The organism is Fontibacillus panacisegetis (assembly GCF_900102215.1).
Lineage (GTDB): Bacteria > Bacillota > Bacilli > Paenibacillales > Paenibacillaceae > Fontibacillus > Fontibacillus panacisegetis.
In genome coordinates this window covers 245,612-266,066 of record NZ_FNBG01000003.1, presented here as the reverse complement: position 1 = coordinate 266,066, position 20,455 = coordinate 245,612, and the positions used below count along the sequence as shown (strand labels likewise).

General features: G+C 42.9%; 21 protein-coding genes and 1 pseudogene. 17 read left to right on the top strand and 5 right to left on the bottom strand.

Annotated features, from left to right (window positions below):
* The coding region (locus tag BLS49_RS05305; protein WP_175471318.1) for a transposase at positions 1-194 on the top strand (194 nt) is incomplete at its 5' end.
* Between the two features lie 117 nt (positions 195-311).
* On the opposite strand, the pseudogene BLS49_RS05300 reads toward BLS49_RS05305, so the two are convergent.
* Positions 312-413, bottom strand: a pseudogene (locus tag BLS49_RS05300) (YnfA family protein); the annotation flags it as partial.
* A gap of 160 nt (positions 414-573) precedes the next feature.
* Between BLS49_RS05300 and BLS49_RS05295 the strand changes: the two are divergent.
* The 8 genes from BLS49_RS05295 to BLS49_RS05260 all read left to right on the top strand — a co-directional run bounded on the left by BLS49_RS05295 (position 574) and on the right by BLS49_RS05260 (position 7,442).
* Positions 574-948, top strand: coding sequence for a MerR family transcriptional regulator (locus BLS49_RS05295; protein WP_091227304.1), 375 nt, complete (start codon positions 574-576; stop codon positions 946-948).
* Entirely contained in the window at positions 945-1,271 is a 327-nt protein-coding gene (locus BLS49_RS05290) for a thioredoxin family protein (RefSeq protein ID WP_091227302.1), read from the top strand. The genes BLS49_RS05295 and BLS49_RS05290 overlap by 4 nt, the downstream gene beginning before the upstream one ends.
* A 113-nt stretch (positions 1,272-1,384) precedes the next feature.
* The gene (locus BLS49_RS05285; protein WP_091227327.1) at positions 1,385-2,617 is read left to right on the top strand and encodes an MFS transporter; all 1,233 of its coding nucleotides are present in this window, start codon (positions 1,385-1,387) and stop codon (positions 2,615-2,617) included.
* Positions 2,618-2,829: 212 nt separating this feature from the next.
* Complete coding sequence (locus BLS49_RS05280; protein WP_175471317.1) at positions 2,830-3,543, top strand: ABC transporter permease; 714 nt, start codon at positions 2,830-2,832, stop codon at positions 3,541-3,543.
* A gap of 3 nt (positions 3,544-3,546) precedes the next feature.
* A complete protein-coding gene (locus BLS49_RS05275) occupies positions 3,547-3,771 on the top strand; it encodes a hypothetical protein (protein WP_091227300.1) in 225 nt (74 codons plus the stop codon).
* A 207-nt stretch (positions 3,772-3,978) separates the two neighbouring features.
* The gene (locus BLS49_RS05270) at positions 3,979-5,007 is read left to right on the top strand and encodes an agmatine deiminase family protein (RefSeq protein WP_091227298.1); all 1,029 of its coding nucleotides are present in this window, start codon (positions 3,979-3,981) and stop codon (positions 5,005-5,007) included.
* Between the two features lie 33 nt (positions 5,008-5,040).
* Complete coding sequence (gene aguB / locus BLS49_RS05265; protein ID WP_091227296.1) at positions 5,041-5,916, top strand: N-carbamoylputrescine amidase; 876 nt, start codon at positions 5,041-5,043, stop codon at positions 5,914-5,916.
* 650 nt (positions 5,917-6,566) lie between these two features.
* Positions 6,567-7,442 (top strand): GNAT family N-acetyltransferase, encoded by an 876-nt coding sequence (locus tag BLS49_RS05260; protein ID WP_091227295.1) that lies wholly within the window; start codon positions 6,567-6,569, stop codon positions 7,440-7,442.
* Position 7,443: 1 nt separating this feature from the next.
* On the opposite strand, the gene BLS49_RS05255 is transcribed toward BLS49_RS05260, so the two are convergent.
* Entirely contained in the window at positions 7,444-8,169 is a 726-nt protein-coding gene (locus BLS49_RS05255) for a response regulator transcription factor (protein ID WP_091227294.1), read from the bottom strand.
* Positions 8,166-10,328 (bottom strand): sensor histidine kinase, encoded by a 2,163-nt coding sequence (locus BLS49_RS05250; protein ID WP_091227292.1) that lies wholly within the window; start codon positions 10,326-10,328, stop codon positions 8,166-8,168. The genes BLS49_RS05255 and BLS49_RS05250 overlap by 4 nt, the downstream gene beginning before the upstream one ends.
* Positions 10,329-10,561: 233 nt before the next feature.
* Between BLS49_RS05250 and BLS49_RS05245 the strand changes: the two genes are divergently transcribed.
* From BLS49_RS05245 to BLS49_RS05230, 4 genes are all read left to right on the top strand, one after another.
* Positions 10,562-11,092 (top strand): hypothetical protein, encoded by a 531-nt coding sequence (locus BLS49_RS05245; protein ID WP_091227291.1) that lies wholly within the window; start codon positions 10,562-10,564, stop codon positions 11,090-11,092.
* An 11-nt stretch (positions 11,093-11,103) separates the two neighbouring features.
* A complete protein-coding gene (locus BLS49_RS05240) occupies positions 11,104-12,831 on the top strand; it encodes an ABC transporter ATP-binding protein (protein WP_091227289.1) in 1,728 nt (575 codons plus the stop codon).
* Positions 12,832-12,863: 32 nt separating this feature from the next.
* Positions 12,864-13,355, top strand: coding sequence for a hypothetical protein (locus tag BLS49_RS05235; RefSeq protein ID WP_091227287.1), 492 nt, complete (start codon positions 12,864-12,866; stop codon positions 13,353-13,355).
* Between the two features lie 332 nt (positions 13,356-13,687).
* On the top strand, positions 13,688-14,395 hold the full coding sequence (locus tag BLS49_RS05230; protein ID WP_091227285.1) for a class I SAM-dependent methyltransferase: 708 nt from the start codon (positions 13,688-13,690) through the stop codon (positions 14,393-14,395).
* 468 nt (positions 14,396-14,863) lie between these two features.
* On the opposite strand, the gene BLS49_RS05225 is transcribed toward BLS49_RS05230, so the two are convergent.
* Together BLS49_RS05225 and BLS49_RS05220 are read right to left on the bottom strand one after the other, a co-directional pair.
* Complete coding sequence (locus BLS49_RS05225) at positions 14,864-15,544, bottom strand: DUF5680 domain-containing protein (RefSeq protein ID WP_091227284.1); 681 nt, start codon at positions 15,542-15,544, stop codon at positions 14,864-14,866.
* 137 nt (positions 15,545-15,681) lie between these two features.
* Positions 15,682-16,143, bottom strand: coding sequence for a hypothetical protein (locus tag BLS49_RS05220; RefSeq protein ID WP_217640033.1), 462 nt, complete (start codon positions 16,141-16,143; stop codon positions 15,682-15,684).
* Positions 16,144-16,380: 237 nt separating this feature from the next.
* Between BLS49_RS05220 and BLS49_RS05215 the strand changes: the two genes are divergently transcribed.
* The 4 genes from BLS49_RS05215 to BLS49_RS05200 all read left to right on the top strand — a co-directional run bounded on the left by BLS49_RS05215 (position 16,381) and on the right by BLS49_RS05200 (position 20,217).
* Positions 16,381-17,235: an AraC family transcriptional regulator gene (locus tag BLS49_RS05215; RefSeq protein WP_091227282.1), complete on the top strand. Its 855-nt coding sequence runs from the start codon at positions 16,381-16,383 to the stop codon at positions 17,233-17,235.
* A gap of 143 nt (positions 17,236-17,378) precedes the next feature.
* Positions 17,379-17,810: a MarR family winged helix-turn-helix transcriptional regulator gene (locus BLS49_RS05210; protein WP_175471316.1), complete on the top strand. Its 432-nt coding sequence runs from the start codon at positions 17,379-17,381 to the stop codon at positions 17,808-17,810.
* Between the two features lie 13 nt (positions 17,811-17,823).
* Positions 17,824-19,194, top strand: coding sequence for an MATE family efflux transporter (locus BLS49_RS05205; RefSeq protein ID WP_091227279.1), 1,371 nt, complete (start codon positions 17,824-17,826; stop codon positions 19,192-19,194).
* A 111-nt stretch (positions 19,195-19,305) separates the two neighbouring features.
* Complete coding sequence (locus BLS49_RS05200; RefSeq protein WP_091227278.1) at positions 19,306-20,217, top strand: SPL family radical SAM protein; 912 nt, start codon at positions 19,306-19,308, stop codon at positions 20,215-20,217.
* Positions 20,218-20,455 lie beyond the last annotated feature (238 nt).

Below are 20,455 nucleotides of genomic sequence, written 5' to 3'. Positions count from 1 at the left end.
ATGCACAATTAAAGTATAAATACGGAAATCGGAAATTTTGGGCAGAAGGATATTATGTGAGTACAGTGGGCTTGAATGAAGCAACCGTAGCTAAATACATTCGTGAACAAGAAGCACACGATCAAGCAATAGATAAACTGAGTGTAAAAGAGTACGAAGATCCGTTCAGCAATTATAGGAACAAAAAGAAATAAACCAGTTTAACTGGTAAGTGAAAATGACAAATTACACTGAGCCTGAACGGATTTGTGGTCAGGCTAGCGTCTTTAGGCGCAGTTTGGCAACAGGGGGTTATACCCCAAGAGCAAACCACCCGTTGGACGGGTGGTCATGATTAACCAGAGCCATACTAGATATCCGCCACCGATTTCAGCAAGTCCGGCGATAATAAAGATTAACATAGAGATTAGCATAGTTTATCCACCTTTTATGCAAGAAGTACTCATATTATTTCTTCACTAAACAGTATAGGTTGTATGTTATGGGTGAGCAATTATTAAATTAAATTTCTCCTTGACCCTGACATTAGTGTCAGGGTTTAAAATGAGGATACAGCTGGAGGAGGAGATGAAGGTGAAAATTGGAGAACTCTCTGAAAGGACCGGAGCTAGTGTTCGTTCTCTGCGATATTATGAACGCCAAGGCTTGCTTGCGCCGATGCGTCAGGACAACGGTTACCGGGAGTATTCGATTTTGGCGTTAGATCAGGTTCAAACCATTCGGTTTTATTTGGATCTCGGCTTTTCCACGGAGCAGATTTCGGGATTTCTAAATTGTGTTCTTAAAAACAAAGAGGCATTTTGCGAAGAGGTGCTTCCCATCTACGAGCAGAAGCTGAAAGAAATCGACGAACAAATCACTTTGCTGAACCAAATAAGAGGAAATCTGAAGGATCGCATAACCTCCATTCAGCTCGAACGAAACCAAGTTCAGGAGGAGAAAATATGAGTGTAGTAGCTGTTAACGATAACAATTTTGCTTCGGTGATTCCTGCAAAAGGTACGACTCTGGTCGAGTTTGGTGCTGTATGGTGTCCGCCTTGTAAGGCGCTTCTGCCGATTTTGGATGACTTAAGCAACAAGCACGCGGAGCGATTGACTGTAGTTAAGATAGACTGTGATGAATCACCTGTTACAGCAGGCGCATATGGTATTATGTCAATGCCGACCGTGATCGTGTTCCAGGACGGAGAACCGGTCGAGAAGCTCGTCGGTTTACGGCCACAAAGCGCCTATGAGAATGTCCTTTCAAAATATATGACTGCGGTATAACGAATAAAGACACCAGACATAGAGGCTGGTGTCTTTATTTGTAATTGGTTATTATAAAATGTGAGTCATTACGGAAGGTTGTGAAGAAGGTGAATGCTGTGCAGAATCAGGTCATGGGAAATTGGAAAAGGAACATCATTCTTTTTTTGAGTAGTCAGTCCCTCTCTCTTTTTGGTTCGTCATTAGTTCAATATGCGATGATGTGGCACATCACATTAACAACTGAGTCAGGCATCATGATGACCCTGTATATCATTTGCGGTTTCATACCGACCTTTATTTTATCCCCAATAGCAGGGGTGTGGGCGGATCGATATAACCGAAAAATATTAATTATGCTGTCAGACGGCATGATTGCGATCGCTACATTGATTCTCGCCATCGTATTTTTAATGGGATATGATTCGATCTGGCTGCTCTTTGTAATGGCTGCTGTTCGAGCCATGGGGACGGGAGTTCAAACACCTGCTGTCGGAGCCATCTTGCCACAAATCGTACCCAAGGATAAACTAACGAAGATTAATGGAATTAATGGGAGCCTTCAGGCGATTATTATGTTTGTATCCCCTATCGTTAGTGCGGCATTGTTGACCATGGCTTCGATCGAATCCATATTTTTTATAGATGTCATTACGGCTGCGCTTGCGATTGGTACGCTGCTGGTCTTTTTCCATATACCTTTACATGAGAAGGCAAATGAGAAGCAAACGACAAGCTATTTCCATGATATGAAGCAAGGCATTCTATACATTAAAGATCATCGGTTTCTGAAGAAATTTTTTCTGTTTTTCTCCGTGTTTTTTGTGTTGATGGCTCCTGCAGCATTTCTAACACCACTTCAGGTTTCCCGGAGCTTCGGGGATGATGTGTGGAGGCTGACAGCTATCGAAATCGCGTTTTCGATCGGGATGATGGCTGGTGGTGGCATAATCGCTGTATGGGGAGGATTTCAGAACAAGGTTCACACGATGATGTTCTCAGCCCTGATGATGGGTGCTTGCACAGTAGCACTGGGTATTGTTCCGGTCTTCTGGATCTACTTGATTTTTATGGCTGTATTTGGAGTTGCGATGCCGATATTTAATACTCCAACAAATGTTCTTGTGCAGGAAAAAGTAGATGAGAACTTTATGGGCAGAGTATTTGGTGTAATGGGGATGATTTCTACCTCGATGATGCCGATTGGAATGCTTATTTTCGGTCCAATAGCTGATTTTGTAAAGATAGAATGGCTGCTCATCGGAACAGGATTGCTTATGTTTGTGTTATCTATAATTTTTGGCCGCAGCAAAGTGCTGCTTGAAGCTGGTCAGCCAGCATTGAAGACAGTCGAAACTGACAAATAAAAGTTGATTACTATGAAAATTAACGAACTCGTTTAGTATACCGTACCGACTCTTACAGTCTTTAATTAGTCTCGTAGGAGTCTTTTTGTGTTGAGTATTCGGATTTATCTTAAGATATTTGTAAGAATCAGCTAAGAAAAACCTTAACTTTATACTTTACAATTTCAAGTGATGAGGACAAAAAACCATTTTGAATCTGAGAGGAGATGTTTATGCTTAAACTTATAAAATTGGAGCTGTTAAAGCATAAGATAAGCAGCTATACATTTTATAGTATTATCATTTCGGTTATAATGCTTGGGATTCTTTATATGTTTGCATATGTACCTAATATTGAAAGTGATCCGGAATTGATGATTTTTCTAGATTATTATCATTTAATCGCTATGGGCAGTGCACTAAATATGTTCGTTTTTTGTACGCTTTCTTCTGTGATTGCTTCCAGATTTATCATTGAAGTTTATTTAGGTGAACAAGCCAAGCTTCTGTTTTCTTATCCAATCAAAAGGGAAAAAATATTGTTTGCTAAATTGCTGTATGTCTACATCTTCACGGCGATCGCTTTTTTTATAAGTAATATTTTGGTTTTTTCTCTATTCGGAGTTACTGAGTCATACTTTTCTTTAATGGAATCCAGCTTTACGATCCACACATTTACTGCGGTTGTCAAAACAACATTAATAATGTCTGTAATCACATCCATGTTAGGAATTATTGCTATGGGCGTTGGTTTTATAAAAAAATCCGTTCCGGCATCCATTCTAACAGCAGTTATTCTATCCTCTCTATTTTGCAACATTGTGATTAATCTAAACGATCAAAAAATGAATGCAATGATTTTCTTCTTGTTTATGTCATTTAGTATATTCATTGCAATCGTCATCATTGATATGGTCAAGAAAAAAGTAAATTCGATGGAGGTGTAGTTAATGAACAGCAAAATTGAAAATGCGGTAGATGGCTTTTTAGATCGTTTGTTGGGACCATTTCAATCTCAGATGTTATTTGTTAACATAATTGGTGGTATCATTTTGATTATTATAGGTTTAAGACTGTTAAGGAATAGCTCCTCGGAAAGAAAAAAAATGCTTGGCTGGATTATGCTGGCTGTTGGATGTCTGGGTATAGTAAGTGGAACTGTACAGTTACTGTAGATGTAACGACTGTAGATTGTTCTCTATCTCTCCTTGTTGTTTGACACCACAGCAAAGCCTGAATTTCTTCTGATTACATTGAGGTCATCAAGATTCCTGTTGACTAGTTTTTAGAAATTGAGCACTTAGTTAAAATATTGTATGATGGGTAAGGAACTTTGGGATAAGCCAGCCGGTTCTAAAAATAATTGAAGAGGTAATTAAATCATGTATCCTAAAGCTTTAAATTATTCAATGCCGCCAGAGTGGGGCGCACATGAACGAACTTTTATTTCTTGGCCTGTGCAATCATCCATGTGTTATCCGGATAACTATGAATCAGTATTTGCCGGATATGCAGAGATTATAAAGGCGATCGCCGAGTTTGAACCGGTAACTGTAGTTGTTAATCCAGATGATTTGGATGCAGTTAGATCCTTGATTACAGAAGACAATGTGACATTGCTGCCCATTGAGCATAATGATGCATGGCTTCGCGATAACGGACCTACATTTGTAGCAGACGGGAACGGTAAAATTGCGGGAGTGAACTGGAAATTTAACGCTTGGGGTGGAAAATATACACCTTGGGACTTAGATGATGGTGTAGCTCCGCAAATTCTGGATAAATATAAAGTTGAACGTTTTGATGCTCCGCTTGTTATGGAGGGCGGCTCCATTCATACGGATGGAGAAGGCACTATTCTTTCAACAGAGGAATGTCTCCTGAATCCTAATCGCAATCCGCATTTAAGCCGTGAAGAGATTGAGGAAAATGTGCGGAATTTTACCGGATCGGAATCGATCATTTGGTTGAAGCGTGGTTTGAGTGGCGATGAGACGGATGGTCATGTCGACAATGTGGCTTGCTTCGCTGCGCCAGGTAAAGTCATCATTCAGGTATGTGATGATCCATCGGATGAGAATTATGAAATTACGCAGGAGAATTTGTCAATTCTCGAGCAGGCGACGGATGCCAAAGGCCGCAAATTGGACATTATCAAAATTCAGCAGCCTCCACGGGTAAATCATGACGGAAGTCGGCTGACGCTGAGCTATTTGAATTTTTATTTTGTAAATGGCGGGATTATTTTGCCTGTATTCGGTGGTACTGCTGCAGAAACGGATAAAATGGCGGAGCGTACGCTAGCCGAGCTTTACCCGGATCGCAAAATCCGTATAGTTAACGGGATGGCAGTCATTACTGAAGGCGGAAATGTGCACTGCACAACGCAGCAAATGCCGTTTGTTAAATAAATCTATTTTTCGTAAAAGAAGGTGAATGGGAAGATGAGAAAAGTGAAGGTAGCCGCAACGCAAATGAGCTGTTCTGGCGACATTGATGACAATATTCGCAAGGCTGAGGTTTTAGTCAGAGATGCAGCGAAACAAGGGGCACAAATTATTTTGCTTCAAGAGCTGTTTGAGACTCCATATTTTTGCCAGAAGGAAAAAGCCGACTATTACCCTTATGCCACGGAATTGGAGCACAATAAAGCGATCAATCACTTTAAGAATATCGCTAAAGAGCTTGAGGTAGTTTTGCCGATCAGCTTCTATGAGAAAAAGAATTATGCCCGTTACAATAGCATTGCCATCATTGATGCAGACGGTACGGTGATGGGGAAATATCGCAAGAGCCACATTCCGGATGGCCCGGGTTATGAGGAGAAGTTTTATTTTAATCCTGGAGATACCGGGTTTAAAGTATGGAATACCCGTTATGCGAAAATAGGTGTAGGTATTTGCTGGGATCAATGGTATCCGGAAGCAGCCCGAGTGATGACTTTGATGGGTGCTGAATTGCTGTTCTACCCAACAGCGATTGGTTCAGAGCCGCAGGATGGTTCCATCGACTCCAAGGATCACTGGCAGGCTTGTATGCTGGGTCATGCCGCAGCCAACCTGATTCCAGTCGTAGCTTCCAACCGGATCGGGCAAGAGGTGGACGAGGATTCAAGTATTAATTTCTATGGCTCCTCCTTTATTGCCGGACCACAAGGCAACAAAATTGTCGAGGCCGGACGTGATGAAGAGGCTGTGTTAATTAGCGAATTTGATCTTGATGCGTTGGAGGTTGGCCGGATTGAATGGGGCATTTTCCGTGATCGCCGCCCAGAGCTATACAGAATGATCGCTTCCTATGACGGAGATATCACCTTTTAGCAGTTAAATATTGTAATTACATTTAAAACTCTCTGATTGTTAATATTGACAATCAGGGAGTTTTTATATCATCCAGAGAAGGAACTTATCTGTGTTCACCAAGTTCGGTAGAAAACCCCTTTGATTTGAACCTGATCATATATGACTTTTCTCGGGGGAGTATATCATGAGATGAGAGGAAATTAGGGTACTCAAAATCAGAGTACTTTGTTGAAAAAAGGAAAACTATCAGAGCATGACGAATTAATAAATATTTTAGGTATTTATCAAAATTTCAAGTCAAGGGTGGAACTATATAAGTTGAACTAAAGAAAGAACGACGTCATTAGTAAAAACAGGTACAAGATCAGGAAGAGTAGCAAAAATACAGTTTTTTTAAAGTAGAAATGAAAGAATGAGCAAGAGGTTGCAAATGTGCAGCAATTTTTTTCGTAAATGTCCAGTTTGAAGAGGATTTTAGAAAAAGCCTGCACATCTGCAGCAATTTAGCATATTTTGAGACTTTAGATCATAAAAGCCTGCACATCCGCAGGAATTTCAGGAATTCTGCATTGCGAACCTCATAACTCAAGTGTAGAAGGAAAAGCGATGGAAAGAACATTTTACCCAGCTGCCTATATACGTACAATCATTAGTTGAGGGGGACTTATATGATTACTTTGAAGCCATTAAATGAGCTGCCTGTTGAGGCTGTTTCTGAGCTGTGGAACCAAGCCTTTGAAGGATATTTTGCAAATGTATCGATGCCCTTGGATCGATTTATTGCTCGTACAGTAAATGAAGGTCTATCGCTTGAGCATTCGTTTGCCTGTTATGCAGATCATGAGGTAGCCGGAATTGTGCTGAATGGCTTTCGAGATTCAAATGGCCAGAAAATAGCATGGAACGGTGGAACAGCCGTAATGCCGTCTTTCAGAGGAAAAGGAATCGGTAAAGTTATGATGGCAAAAAATATAGAATATTACACTGAACAGGGGTTGGATATCGCTTACTTAGAAGCTATTAGCAAAAATCAACATGCAATTCATGTATATGAAAAAGTAGGATATAAAATAATAGATCGGCTGCTTCTTTTATCGTGTGATCAGTTGAATAGGGGGAATTATCCATCTACTAATCAGTATCAGGTGGTAAAGGGGTTGGCGGTTGATGCTGTAGCATTACCATTTTATCAGCCTGGTGAAGTATGGCAGGCGCAATGGCAAAGCCTGAAGGATGGAGAGAGCCTCATCGTTTATGACAAAGGCGAACCAGCAGGTTTTGCACAATTCCGGCGGACCTTCAATTCTAGCGGTAAACTGTTAGGTATTACCCTTTACAGGTGTGAGGTATCTCCGGGCCGTATAGATGGAAAGGCTATCATGCTGACAGCCCTTCAGGAGCTTTGGGGCTCTGAACCCGATTGTAAACGATCGGCTATGAACATTCGAGCTAAGGAGAAAGCACTCATCCATCTATTAGAACAACTGAGCTTTAAAGTGTCTATGGAGCAGGTGTTGATGCGCCGTATTAGTATAAATATTTAGTTTAGCTATTCCGCTGCTGAAACTTATAACCGATTCCGCGGACGGTGGCAATGTAGCGGTGCGGGCTGTCGTCACCCTCAATTTTTCTTCTAAGGTTGTGAATATGCACCATCACGGTCCGAGTGTCGCTCCATCCGTCAATACCCCATATTTTTTCGTATAATTGCTCCACGCTGAACACCTTTCCAGGATGACCAGCCATGAGAAACAGCAGTTGAAGCTCTTTGGCAGGAAGATTAATTTCTTCGCCGTTAACTCGGACTTCCCAGCGATCCCAATAGAGTGTAAGCCTTCCGTCACTCCATTCGTTACCTCCTGCTTTGGTATGATCATGATTGTCCACGGCAGGGAGGTTTCTCAGCCTCGCCTTGACTCTGGCCACCATAATATCGGGATCGAACGGCTTCGTAATATAGTCGTCGCCTCCAAGCTCGAAGCCCAATAGGATGTCTTCGACTTCACTGCGACTGCTTAAGAAAATGATCGGAACGCCGGAATTACGCTTGGTGGCCTTCACCCAATCGGAGCCTTCTCCGTCAGGCAGCATAATGTCGCAAATAACAAGGTCGGGCATTCGGGCAGTGAACAACTCAGTAGCCTCCATCAGCGTTCCGGCTGTACGAGTGGCTAGGCCCTGATTACGCAAATAAATCGAAATCAAATCGGCTATATCGCCGTCATCCTCAATGATCAAAATGTCACAAAGTATGCGATCCTCATGAATCATTCCCAAGCACCACTCTTTCGTCTGATCGGCAAATGAAACCGGAACTCGCTGCCGCTACCCGGCTCGCTATCTACCTGTATTTCGCCTTGATGATATAAAATAATCTCCCTGCTAATCGCAAGCCCAAGCCCTGATCCGCTATGCTCTTTACCTGTCGGCTGTCTGGCTTGTCCGAAACGCTCGAAGATATGTCTATGCATAGAGGGATCAATGCCGAGTCCGGTATCTTTAACGCTTATATAGACGAACCAGCCATATGTATCCGAACCTTCCACATGCAGGTGAAGACTGATTTCTCCACCTGACGGTGTATATCTCACTGCATTGGAAATCAGGTTGGATAGCACCTGCTCAATTCGAATCGGGTCAAGCCTGACGTGAAATGAAGATAGTTCCATACTGTTATCAGGAAGCACAGCTCGGAAACGGATACCATTCTGTTCAATTTCGTCCGCGTATTTCATGAATATTTCCTGAAAGAAAGGCAGCAACTCTACTTCGTGCATCTGGAATTCCACTTGCTTCGTCTCCAGTTTGGTCAGCTCGATTAAATCGCGAATCAAGTGCTCCAGCAGCAGGGATCGCTCATAGATTCTGCCTGCATATTTGGGCATATCGGCGGTAATGATGCCGTCCCTTAGTCCCTTGGCAAAACCTTTAATCGAGGTGATCGGTGTGCTTAGCTCATGCGAAATATTGGACAGTAGCCGGATACGGAATTGTTCAATATCTGCCATTCGCTCATTGGCCTCCTGCAGCTCTTTATTCGTCTTCCATAACGATTTTGTACGTTCCTCAATCGTGCGCTCCAACGATCGGTTGGATTCCTGCAGCTGCCCGGATAACATCTCCTTTTCATGTAGCGCTCTGGAGAAGCGGGCAGACAGATTAAGCGCCTGTGTCATCAGAAAGACCAGCAATCCGATGGACAGCATGTCATTGGTGAACAGAAGACCGTTATAGAAGAGCATATCGTTTAGCGCAAACAGCGTGAAGAACAAGAAGCCGGTAGCGGTCGTGAGCGATCCCTTCCTGCGCCGGATAGCGGACAAGACGTAAATGTACATGGTGTAGAGCAGAGAAGGCAGCAGCACTCCCCAGGTAAAAGGGGATAGATAGTATGTATACACACGGGCAGGCGTAAACAGGAATATCGAAATACAGCTAAGAATGACTATTCCAGAAGTCTTGGCCACCCAGGGAACGGATTCCTTGGGATATTCCCGGTTAATGAAAAGGATTAGCATCAGCGCCGTCATGGAGACGGATATGTATTCCAGCTTAACCGCCGCTTCCCAAGGAATAGAAGGCAGTAGATAGAGTGCGGTCGTTTCCCCCAGCACGATCGTTCTGACGCCAACGGCAAAACAGAGCAAGCCGAACCATAAGGCGGATGTTTCCTGTCTGCGGTTGAAATAGACAAACAAATAATAGAGTGACATTACGAAAAAAATGCCGACAATGAACACTTGAACCGTCACACGGGATATTCGCAGATGGGTAACGGATTCGGCCGTTCCAAGCTCCATCGCCTGCCAGATTCCGGCATTTCGTTGTGAGAAGTTCGATACTTGAATGATGACCTCGTTCCATCCTTCTACCGGATCAAAGTAGATGGTCATGGGATAACTGCTTGGCTTCGAGCTGGAAGGGTCAGTTCCAACCGTTCCGTTACCGCCCTTAAGATTCCCGTTGATCCACATTTTGTAGGAGGAGGCGATGCTTTTGGGATACACGGCAAGCGTCCGATGAGTGGATGCCATATGATCAGGCAGCAGAAAGCGGAGCCGATAGGTTGCATAACCTTCGTTCGGAAGAGAGATTTCTCCTTGTCGATAGTCAGTCCAAGCGCTCGGAACCTGAACATAAGCGGGCTCAGGCTGGTCACTCGTTTGAAAATCTTTAGGCTCCAGCAGCTCCCCCCAATAAAACTCCCATTCTCCAGAAAAAAGAATGCTCGTTCGTTCGTCCACATTCCAGTCGGATAAATCGATACTGCCGTGATTGTATGTATATTCCTGTGAAGGAGTGAGTTTTGATGCCCACGCGGTTTGCTGCGTTACTGGAGCCGCAGACACAAGAAATGCTGCGGCCAGTACGACAGCAAGTGACAGCAGGAAGCGGTGGCCTTGTCTGCAGGTCGTTATATTTAGCTTCATTATAGGCCTCCAGAAACAGTTGAAATTAGTTATATTATATCAGCATGTAGTGCTGGAGTAAGTAAAATATCGTCAAATTTTTGCAAACTTAAACAAAACTTAAACAAACATTGCTAGAATTAGTCACATCATGTCACGAACTTAATTGACAAATCTATCATTATTAACTTTTAAAATTTAGAAAGAGGGCTGCTTATGCAAAATAAGGTTACCCTTGGGAGTTGCGCTTCGTAATGGACTATTATTTTTCTCCCTGCATAACCAACATGTATCAGCATAGATATGTTGATTTCTTATTGGAGCATTATACCGAGCTTAAGCTGACCTATCCGTTTCAGGAGGCATTCAGCTATATCGTTAGCCCATTGCTGATGGAAGGCGTGTCTATACTCTGTTTTGATAATGAAGAAGAGACAGCAGGTGCTTTCAGCTATATTTACGGGACTGGTGAGCATGATTATACAGACCGTCACATTGTACAGATTCAGGTGGCTTTTATTGTTGAGCGACACCGTCGAACCGGGCTTTTTGCTAAAGCCTTGCAATATTTGCTCGAACATATTGAGGCAGATGAATCGAAAGAACAAGTGACGGAGCTTCGCTTCTGGACGGCATGTAACGATTATAATAGGCGATTATTTGAAAAGTTCGCAGAACGATATGCTATGGCAGAGAACGAATGCGGACAAATGGACGGCTACAGAGTGCTCATTTCCGAGCTGCGGACCTACCTTGATCGTCTACAGACGAGAGCTTTGGTCTGAGAGGGCCTGAGATGTTATTTGTCATTCGTCAAATGCTAGTATTTCTTCGTCCATGCCGGGGAGTTGCCGTTGTATTCCTGTTCGTATTTGCCATTGAAAATATCGTCATTTCACTGGCTCCACTTAGCTTTCAATTTATGATTGACTATGCCATTATTCCTCAGGACAGAGGAGCCTTTAGCCTTATTCTGATTATTCTTAGCACGGCGGGCATTGTTGGCGTATGCGCGGGACTAGCCAGCGATCGTTTGCTGGCACGCATTAGCGCAGTCGTACAGCGGAATTTGCGAGAACGACTGTTTACGGGTATGCAGCGTCTGGATTTGGAGCGTTATGGAGCCAACCGTACCGGAGAGCATGTCGCCCGTTTTACGGTCGATCTTCCAGCCATTGAAAGTGCGATGGCCATGCTGATGACGATAGGACTCCAATCGCTGATTGTTGTAGCCTTTAGTACTGCGGTTCTGTTTACTTTGCAGTGGAGCATGGCGCTCGTCATCTTGGCCGGAGCTTGCCTTATTTATGTGGGACCTATTCTGCTGGGAAAACGGGCGGCTACCGCTTTTACTGCGTATCGAAATGATGTCGACAGAATGGCGGGTGATGTACAGGAAAATGCGAGGGGACAGTTGGTCATCCAAGGATTCAGCCTGCAAAATGAAGCTATCCGCAGGTTCACCTTGGGACTTCAGCAGCTATTCCGCAGCCATTATCGCAAAAATGTAATGGGAGCCTCGCTGGATCGGCTGCCTATGATCAGTCTTCTACTGGTCAACTTCACCATGATCGGCTTCGGCTCATATTTGGCATTGACGGAGCGGATTACACTAGGAGCTATGGTTGCGTTCTTTACGATTTATACATCAATGGGCAACGCTGTCTATAATTTAACTGCAGTTGCTCCCTCGTTTACTGGTGCGAAGGTTAGTCTGGACAGGATTTTAGAGCTGCTAAACCAGCCGCCCGCAAAAGAGAGTGGACAGTTAAAAATACCGCAGCTCAGCCATTGCCCGGAGATCGCCGCGGATAAGCTCATTTTTGGTTACCCGGGACAGGAGCCGTTGCTGCAGGAGGTAAGCTTCAAGATAGAGGCTGGTTCATCTGTAGCTTTTGTAGGACCGAGTGGTTCAGGCAAAAGCACACTCCTCCACCTCATCATGGGCCTGCGCCAGCCCAACGGAGGTCGAATAACAATTGACGGGGACGACCTGTCATCTTTGAACGCAGAAGCCTACCGGAAGTGCATTGGCGTTGTATTTCAGGAGAGCTTCCTGTTCCGCGGCTCCGTGCTCGACAACATCCGTATCGCCAAGCCGGAAGCCACTTTGCAGGATGTGATGGAAGCGGCAGAACAAGCCGACATCCATGAATTCATTGCCAGCCTCCCGAACGGCTACGACACGTTAGTGTCTGAGGATGGAGGGAACCTGTCCGGCGGACAGAAGCAGCGGATCGCCATCGCCAGGGCTTTGGTACGGAAGCCCTCCTTATTATTGCTTGACGAGGTGACTTCCGCACTCGATCCGATCTCGGAAGCCGCGGTCAACGCGACTATTCAGAAGCTATCCGGGAGCCGAACTGTGGTCATAGTGACACATCGCCTGGAGGCGATCACAGGAGTGGACCAAATTTTCGTCATGAATGAGGGTCGGCTGATGGAAAACGGGCGGCATACGGAGCTAATGAATAAGGATGGGTTGTACAAATTCATGCGTGAGCAGCAGAATGCTGTGAAATAACCGAGAGTCGCATAGAAAAGGAGGTGGGTTTTATGCTTCGGGCAAGAGCCAGCCATTGCGTCAGAGACGAGGATTACGCGCGTTTCACGAGATTTTATGCCGCCCGCTGCGGACAATTTTACAACGAATATTCTTTATTGGATGCATTGCTCCATCTCGTCAACACCTTATCAGCAACCCATATTTTGCTGTTCGACGATGATAAGGGACAATTAATAGGCTTCATTCAATACCAGATTGAGGATGATACGGCCTTTCTCGATTCCGCTATTTTGTCCGAGCAATATCGCAGCAGCAGAATTTTTTACGAGGGCTTTCGTGACCTGGCCAGACATATTATTGAGGAGCATAAGGACATTCAAACCGTGCGGTTTCACGCATTGGCTGACAATCTGTATTTGACCCGGCTTTATAGCAAGTTTGCAGATAAGATTGGCGTAAGGAAGGGTGCGAATGGACTCGAAAATATTTTTGCTGTGAACATGGAGCAGCTTCTTAAATATCTAAAAGTAGATTTACATTGAAAGGAGGTGAAATTCATGGTACCAATGCGTCCGAATTTAAATAAAGGCAGTAAAGGTCTAGTTAGATTTGTTAATGTATTGAAACAAAGCGAACAAAAACGTGTGATTGCAACAGTCGCTGCAAAATAACAGCCCTGAATAAGGGCATTATGCTTAAGCAGCCAACAGATGACCTCTGCACTTGTCAGGGGTCATCTGTTTTTATTTACATAGGCGCTCTTTCGAATCGGTTTACAAAATTAAACAATCTTGCTATGATAATTCAAACTTCAGCATCCTCCGGAGGGGGGATGGAGGTTAGTAAGTAGTTGAGCTGAGGAGAGTGGAGACAAATGAGTAACAAACCGACTTATGAGCAACAAGGCGTGGCAATGACCTGCAGATCTTACGAGGAATACTTGAAAATGTTCGCATTAAGCAGTGAGGGGCTATTGAAGGGATCTATCCTGGATGTTGCTGCTGGAGCATCCTCCTTCGTTGCTGAGGCTAATATGAAAGGGTTGAAAGCGACCGCAGTTGATCCTATGTATGAGCTTCATCCGGATGCTATTTTACATAAAGGACTGCAAGAAATCGAGATTTCAACAGCTAAATTGGCGGATCTTCAGGAGCATTTTGATTGGACATATTACGGAAATATCGAGAACCACCGGAATATAAGGGAGGCTTCTCTCCAGACATTTGTTAAGGATTATCGCTCAAACGGAGATTCACGATATATATCAGCCATGCTTCCGGAGCTTCCTTTTTCGAATGAAAGCTTTGAGCTCGTGTTATGCAGTCATTTTTTGTTTTTATATGGAGAGCAATTTGATGGGACATTCCATCGTCAGGCGATAAACGAATTGCTGCGTGTTTGTAGAAAAGGCGGGCAGGTTCTTATTTATCCGCTAAAAACTTTAGGTTTTGAATTGTACTCCGAATTAGCAGGAATAGTGAAAGAATTAGGTTCAAATGGAGTGGAAGCCCGTTATTGTTCCTCGGAATTACCGTTTATACCGGGTTCTTCTGAACTGCTCTCATTAGTAAAACATAAATAAGATAGTTAGGATTGTTCATATATAAATGGATATACGAAGGGGCTGTCCCAAAAGTAGGTTGGCTCGCTTATGAACGGTTCGCCTAATTAAAAAAACGTATCAAAACTAGAAATAGCGGTGCAAGGGAGACGATCCCTGCACCGCTTGATCCCGCCACATTCCATGACCGTATCTCATGTGAAATAGTGTCATGCTGCGGAATTCCTGAAATTCCTGCAAATGTGCAGGCTTTGAACATGTAAATCCACTAAATGCCCTAAATTGCTGCAAATGTGCAGGCTTTCTCTAAGGATTCTCTTCAAACTAGTCTATTCTGAGCAATATTCCTGCATTTTTGCAGGCTTTTGTTCATCCTTTCATGGTTACTTTTATAAAGCTGCATTTCTGCATGCTTTTCCTGATATCTTGCCTTTCCACTACTAAAAGAGCGTTCCTTGACAGCCACTTGATGTAAAGAGCGCTGTATTATTACTTAATGTTACCGCCGTGAAACATACATTCATATACTTTGTTGCCTTTGCAGAAAATTTCCTCATATCCATGAAACCATTCAAACATTCCATTAACTATACAATGATAGCTGAAATCTCCATTGTAATATACGAGCGGCCCCCGATATGGATATTCTATTGGAACCAGAGATAGAACCTCATTTAGGAAGTCCCCATTAAAGCCATCGGCTACAATTCGACCGACATAATTCATCGACCAAACAGGCTGTCCGTCCCACCATAACGCTTCCTCTCCGGCAAATTTCTCTCCTCCCAGATAAGAATCAATGTACGTATAGGGCCCTTCTGAATAATGCAAATCATGGGACATGGGGCGTGATGGAAGTGCTTCGGCTCCCTTGCCTGCATAGGTTGATTTCTTGGCTCTGCATAGAAAATCTATCAAGTCATTATTGGTCTGGAATGATTTTTTGGTTTGATCGAATTGGCAGTTCTCATCCTCATTGTCTTTTACCAGACGATCCATGCTCATGTGAAATAATTGACTTATAGCGATGAGATTCAGCATATCGGGATAGGATTGACCCAGCTCCCATTTGGCAACAGCTTGTCTGGAAACCCCGATGATTTCAGCTAGTTTTTCCTGGGATAATCCTTTTTCCTTCCGTAAAACCTGCAATTTATCTTGAAATTTCATTGTAATCACCTCCTCATTTAACAGGATATCGAATTCACCTTTGATAATCTACCAACTAGACATAACGATAATGTCAACTGGAGGTTGCTTGTCTATTTCTTCAACCTATTGGATTCATTTTTCTGCCTTCAGTTCAATCAGGTCAAGAGATTCCAAGTTACTTTTAGCGCGGAGGTTAATTCCCATTCATCAGAGCCCATTCTTGTATTGAAGTAGAAAATGATCTGCTCGGCAATGGGATCAGGGTATGTAATTCCTTTTGCAGCGCAAATTTCTTCAGCATCACGTTTGAACAAAATCATACTGTGCTTCACTTTGCTCTCCCATGAACCCCAATCCAGCGTATCGTAATGGCTTAATAACAGGTCTACATGGGCGTGGAACAATACATCGATATTTTTGATTAATTTAAAAAGATCCTTCCGCTTGAAGTATTTAATCAGCATCTCAGTGTGGAAGCAGTATGTATCTATTGCTCTAACAGGATCAGGTATATAGTTGTCTGTACGATAACCTCGATCAAGAAACTCTGCGATTTTTCCAATTCTGTCAAAAATGATGTCGTCTCTGGTACAACCTTTACAATGCTGTCTGCACATCCATGCCTCAGGATTATATTGTCATCTTACAGCTTCAATTGCCGGAAGGATTGTCCAATCCTGATCATTTATTGCAGTTTCTTGACCCATGTGAAGTGAGTAAAGTGGGTGGCAAATCGAGTCACTTGGTGTATCATCATGGCAATTGATTGTGCTGTGAAGGCTCGCATTTTTGTGCAGCAAACGAGAGGCTTACCGATTACATATTTATTATTCTATAAATGAGGAGAGGGTACGATGGAATGGCTTGAGCTCTTGAATAAAGCGTTGGATTATGTTGAGGACAACCTTGACGGCGAAATTGAATACGGGAAAGCAGCGCAGCTGGCCTGCTGCTCTACCTATCATTTTCAACGAATGTTTTCCTACATAGCTGGAGTTCCGCTGTCAGAATATATTCGGCGCAGACGGTTGACCCATGCTGCGTTTGATTTGCAGGGCGGTCATAAAGTGATGGATGTTGCTCTGCGTTATGGATACGATTCACCGACAGCTTTTAACAGGGCCTTTCAGCAGGTGCATGGAATTTCTCCATCTGCGGCTCAGAAGGAAGGAACAGCGCTTAAGGCATATCCTCGGATCAGCTTCAAAATAACTATACAAGGAGCGGCTGAAATGGAATATCGGATTGTCACTAAAGATAGCTTCAGAGTCGTAGGAGCTAAAGCATTGCTGGAAAAGGATGTTGAAGAGAGCCTTCAGGTTGTGCCGCAATTGTGGCAGCAAATCGCACAGAATGGACAAATGTCGCAATTGATCTCCATGATGAATCAGGAGCCTGTGGGCGTGCTGGGGGTTAGCGCCTGTATGGATGATTTAGAGAAATGGGAGTATTATATCGCTGTTGCATCTGATGGTGAAGTGCCTGATGGTATGGCAGAATACAGGGTTCCTGCTTGCACATGGGCTGTTTTTTCCGGACAGGGAACGAACCCGCATGCGATTCAGGATTTGCAGAGAAGAATCATTACCGAATGGCTCCCAACCTCAGACTATGAGTATGCGAATGCCCCGGATATTGAAGTATATCTGGATGCTAATCCAACAAACACCAAGTTTGAAGTGTGGCTACCCATTACAAAAAGAAATTAAGGCTAAGAAGGACATTTCCGGCAAATGCTGAGGAATGTCTTTTTTTACATAAAAATAGTTAGAATATTGACAGTTAGAACTCTAACTATTATGATAATTATGTTACTTAGAATTCTAACTATATAGATGAGGGAGAAATTATAATGAATAAGCATGGTATGGATACGCCATTTTCAAATTTGTTTAGAGAGATTGGAATGAAGCTAAAAGGCTCAGCCGATGCAAGACTCAATGAGTTAGGGCTGAATTCTCAACAAGGTCGTATGATTGGTTATATTTTCGAAAATCAGGAAAAGGGAATTATTCAAAAAGATTTAGCGGATCAATTTAAAAGAAAAGGGGCTAGTATTACTAGCATGCTGCAGGGACTGGAGAAAAAGGGATACATTGAGCGAGTTATTTCCGAGAATGATGAACGGCAAAAATATATTTATGTTTTGGAAAAGGGCGCTCTTTTGGTGGAAGAGTTCAATAAGATTTTCTCTGAGGTTGAGAACAGCATTACAAGCAACCTTAGTCAAGAAGAGACAGATACATTACAAGCCTTGTTACTAAAGGTGAAATCAAACTTGTGAAGGAGGACAGAAAATGGGAAAAGAATTTTCAAATCAATATTATTTAGAGTCGGCGCCGATCAAAAAGGCTATTGTTCATTTATCTATTCCTATGATGATAGGTATGTCAGTCGGTACTATTTACAATGTTATTAACGCCTATTTCATTGGTCTTCTTCACAATACAAGTATGTTAACTGCAATTACGCTTGGATTACCCATCTTTACAGTGTTAATGGCTTTTGGTAATGTGCTAGGTGTGGGTGGTGGAACGTATATTACTCGATTAGTAGGGCAAAAAGAATCAGAACAAGGAAAACGAATCGCTGGATACACATTTTATGCGAGTATTATTGTGGGTATACTGATCGCACTGATTGCCTTATTAACTATAAATCCTATTACGCGTCTGCTCGGTGCTGATCCAGCTACTTTTGATTATACCAAGTCCTATACCTTGGAACTATTTGCTGGAGGATTCTCTATAGTCCTTAATTTTGCTTTAGAACAATTAGTGCGTTCAGAAGGCGCATCCAAAGAGTCTATGTATGGAATCTTTGTTAGTACAGCATTAAGCTTAATATTTGATCCGCTCTTTATTCTGGTGTTGGATTGGCATGTAGTTGGAGCTGCTCTGGCGATGATATTGGCCAATGTGGGTTCCGCTGTATATTACATTTATTATTTGGATAAGAAAAGTGAGCACTTGAGAGGATTTTTGAAGTATTTTAAGATATCAATTAAAGATAAACTGGAGATTTACAAAATAGGGATATCGGAGCTGTTGCTGGCAGGGTTTTTAATCGTGACCACTCTTTTACTAAATAATTACGCCATTCAATACGGAGACAATGTGGTTGCCGGATTTGGCGTAGCCTTGAGAATGGTTCAGGTTCCAGAGTTTTTATCGATGGGTTTATTCCTGGGCTTAATTCCGCTATTTGCGTTTAACTTTTCCAGTAAAAATACGACAAGACTCAAATCAAGTATAAAACATGCTTTTGTTTTTATTGGTAGCATTTCTATTGTGTTTGTAGGTTTAGTTTTTGTTTTTAAAGACACGATCATTCACTTTTTCTCTGAAGACCCTTCGGTATTAAGCATTGGAGCTTATATTTTAGTCGCTATGCTGACCTCTGCTCTATTTAATGGATTTACAGGACTGTTTACAAGTATTTTTCAGGCTACTGGTCAAGGAATTCCTACAGCCATTATGTCCATAACACAAGGACTGCTGTATATTCCCGTAATTATTGTATTGCACCTGATCTTCGGGTTACATGGTGTGATATGGTCTATGACCGTAACAGAAGTTATCACGAGTTTAATAGGGGTTATCTTATTCATCATGTTTAAGAAGAAACTGAATGAAACCCCACATAACCTGCCAGTTCCTGTACAATGACGGTGGCACGGATGGGCAATAACCTCTCATTTTTGTGCACCAAACGAGAGGTATCACGTTTTGTTCTTCCATATGATCATATAAGAAATGAAATGAAGGCGGTGATGGCTGATGGTTGCTTACACAGAAATGACCTGTTCGGTTGCTTGCAATAAGCTGAAAAGGAAGGTTCCTTTTGCCTGGGATTTGAATATCTACCGCGGCTGCGAGCATGGCTGCAAATATTGCTATGCGATATATTCTCATGATTACCTGAATTCCGACAGTGGGAAGTATTCCGAGGACATCTATGTAAAGACTAACATTGTTGATCAGCTTGAAAAGCAGTTATCCAGTCCATCGTGGAAGCGAGAGGTAGTCAATATCGGAGGAGTAACCGACAGCTATCAGCCTGCCGAGGAAGTTTATAAGCTGATGCCTGATATTCTGCGATTGATGATCAAGTATAAAACGCCCTGCATTATTTCCACCAAATCAGATCTCATATTGCGTGACTTCGATCTGATCGATGAGCTGTCACGAATCACCTATATCAATGTGGCGGCGACCATTACCTGCATGGACGAAACCATTCGTCAGCAGATTGAGCCTAACGGTGTTCCGTCGCTGCGGCGATTTGCCATGCTGAAGGAGTTCTCGAAGACGAATGCTTCTACCGGCCTGCACTTCATGCCCATTATCCCGTATTTAACCGATAACCGCGACAATGTGGATACACTGTATGCAGCAGCACAAGAGAGCAAGGTTTCTTACGTATTGCCAGGTGTTCTCTATTTGCGCGGTAATACGAGAGGTGTGTTCTTTAATTTTATCAGGTCAGCTTATCCCGAGTTATTTGAACCTCTTCAGGCATTGTACAAAAAAGGTGGCGCACCAAAGGAATATAAGGATTCGTTGTATGGAATGGTCAATGAATTGAAGGCAAAATATCAGCTGTCTGGAAGTTATATTGCTCCACAAAAGGAGAAGCTGAAGCAGGGCGAGCCTGTCCAGCTCTCTTTATTTGATGAGGAAATGCAGTGAAAACTAATTCATTGCTCATATGAAACGAGGGTATAACAGATAATCCTGATCGTATTGGAGAGGCACTGGTTAACGATGTGTTAGAATAGTGAGACATAACTTGCCGGGCTAAAGGAGCCAAACATTAAAAGAAGCAGTTATCAGGTAGAGTAGTAGTTGGAGTAATTAGATAGAGGTATTAGGTGAAGACATTTGGAGGGTTACTAGGTGCAGACATTAGGTGGAATTATTTGAGTAA

Excerpts from the sequence above, each read along its gene's own strand:
- BLS49_RS05290 (WP_091227302.1), top strand. The coding sequence starts at position 945 with ATGAGTGTAGTAGCTGTTAACGATAACAATTTTGCTTCGGTGATTCCT.
- BLS49_RS05285 (WP_091227327.1), top strand. The coding sequence starts at position 1,385 with ATGGGAAATTGGAAAAGGAACATCATTCTTTTTTTGAGTAGTCAGTCC.
- BLS49_RS05280 (WP_175471317.1), top strand. The coding sequence starts at position 2,830 with ATGCTTAAACTTATAAAATTGGAGCTGTTAAAGCATAAGATAAGCAGC.
- BLS49_RS05275 (WP_091227300.1), top strand. The coding sequence starts at position 3,547 with ATGAACAGCAAAATTGAAAATGCGGTAGATGGCTTTTTAGATCGTTTG.
- BLS49_RS05270 (WP_091227298.1), top strand. The coding sequence starts at position 3,979 with ATGTATCCTAAAGCTTTAAATTATTCAATGCCGCCAGAGTGGGGCGCA.
- aguB (WP_091227296.1), top strand. The coding sequence starts at position 5,041 with ATGAGAAAAGTGAAGGTAGCCGCAACGCAAATGAGCTGTTCTGGCGAC.
- BLS49_RS05260 (WP_091227295.1), top strand. The coding sequence starts at position 6,567 with ATGATTACTTTGAAGCCATTAAATGAGCTGCCTGTTGAGGCTGTTTCT.
- BLS49_RS05255 (WP_091227294.1), bottom strand. The coding sequence starts at position 8,169 with ATGATTCATGAGGATCGCATACTTTGTGACATTTTGATCATTGAGGAT.
- BLS49_RS05250 (WP_091227292.1), bottom strand. The coding sequence starts at position 10,328 with ATGAAGCTAAATATAACGACCTGCAGACAAGGCCACCGCTTCCTGCTG.
- BLS49_RS05245 (WP_091227291.1), top strand. The coding sequence starts at position 10,562 with ATGGACTATTATTTTTCTCCCTGCATAACCAACATGTATCAGCATAGA.
- BLS49_RS05240 (WP_091227289.1), top strand. The coding sequence starts at position 11,104 with ATGTTATTTGTCATTCGTCAAATGCTAGTATTTCTTCGTCCATGCCGG.
- BLS49_RS05235 (WP_091227287.1), top strand. The coding sequence starts at position 12,864 with ATGCTTCGGGCAAGAGCCAGCCATTGCGTCAGAGACGAGGATTACGCG.
- BLS49_RS05230 (WP_091227285.1), top strand. The coding sequence starts at position 13,688 with ATGAGTAACAAACCGACTTATGAGCAACAAGGCGTGGCAATGACCTGC.
- BLS49_RS05225 (WP_091227284.1), bottom strand. The coding sequence starts at position 15,544 with ATGAAATTTCAAGATAAATTGCAGGTTTTACGGAAGGAAAAAGGATTA.
- BLS49_RS05220 (WP_217640033.1), bottom strand. The coding sequence starts at position 16,143 with ATGTGCAGACAGCATTGTAAAGGTTGTACCAGAGACGACATCATTTTT.
- BLS49_RS05215 (WP_091227282.1), top strand. The coding sequence starts at position 16,381 with ATGGAATGGCTTGAGCTCTTGAATAAAGCGTTGGATTATGTTGAGGAC.
- BLS49_RS05210 (WP_175471316.1), top strand. The coding sequence starts at position 17,379 with ATGAATAAGCATGGTATGGATACGCCATTTTCAAATTTGTTTAGAGAG.
- BLS49_RS05205 (WP_091227279.1), top strand. The coding sequence starts at position 17,824 with ATGGGAAAAGAATTTTCAAATCAATATTATTTAGAGTCGGCGCCGATC.
- BLS49_RS05200 (WP_091227278.1), top strand. The coding sequence starts at position 19,306 with ATGGTTGCTTACACAGAAATGACCTGTTCGGTTGCTTGCAATAAGCTG.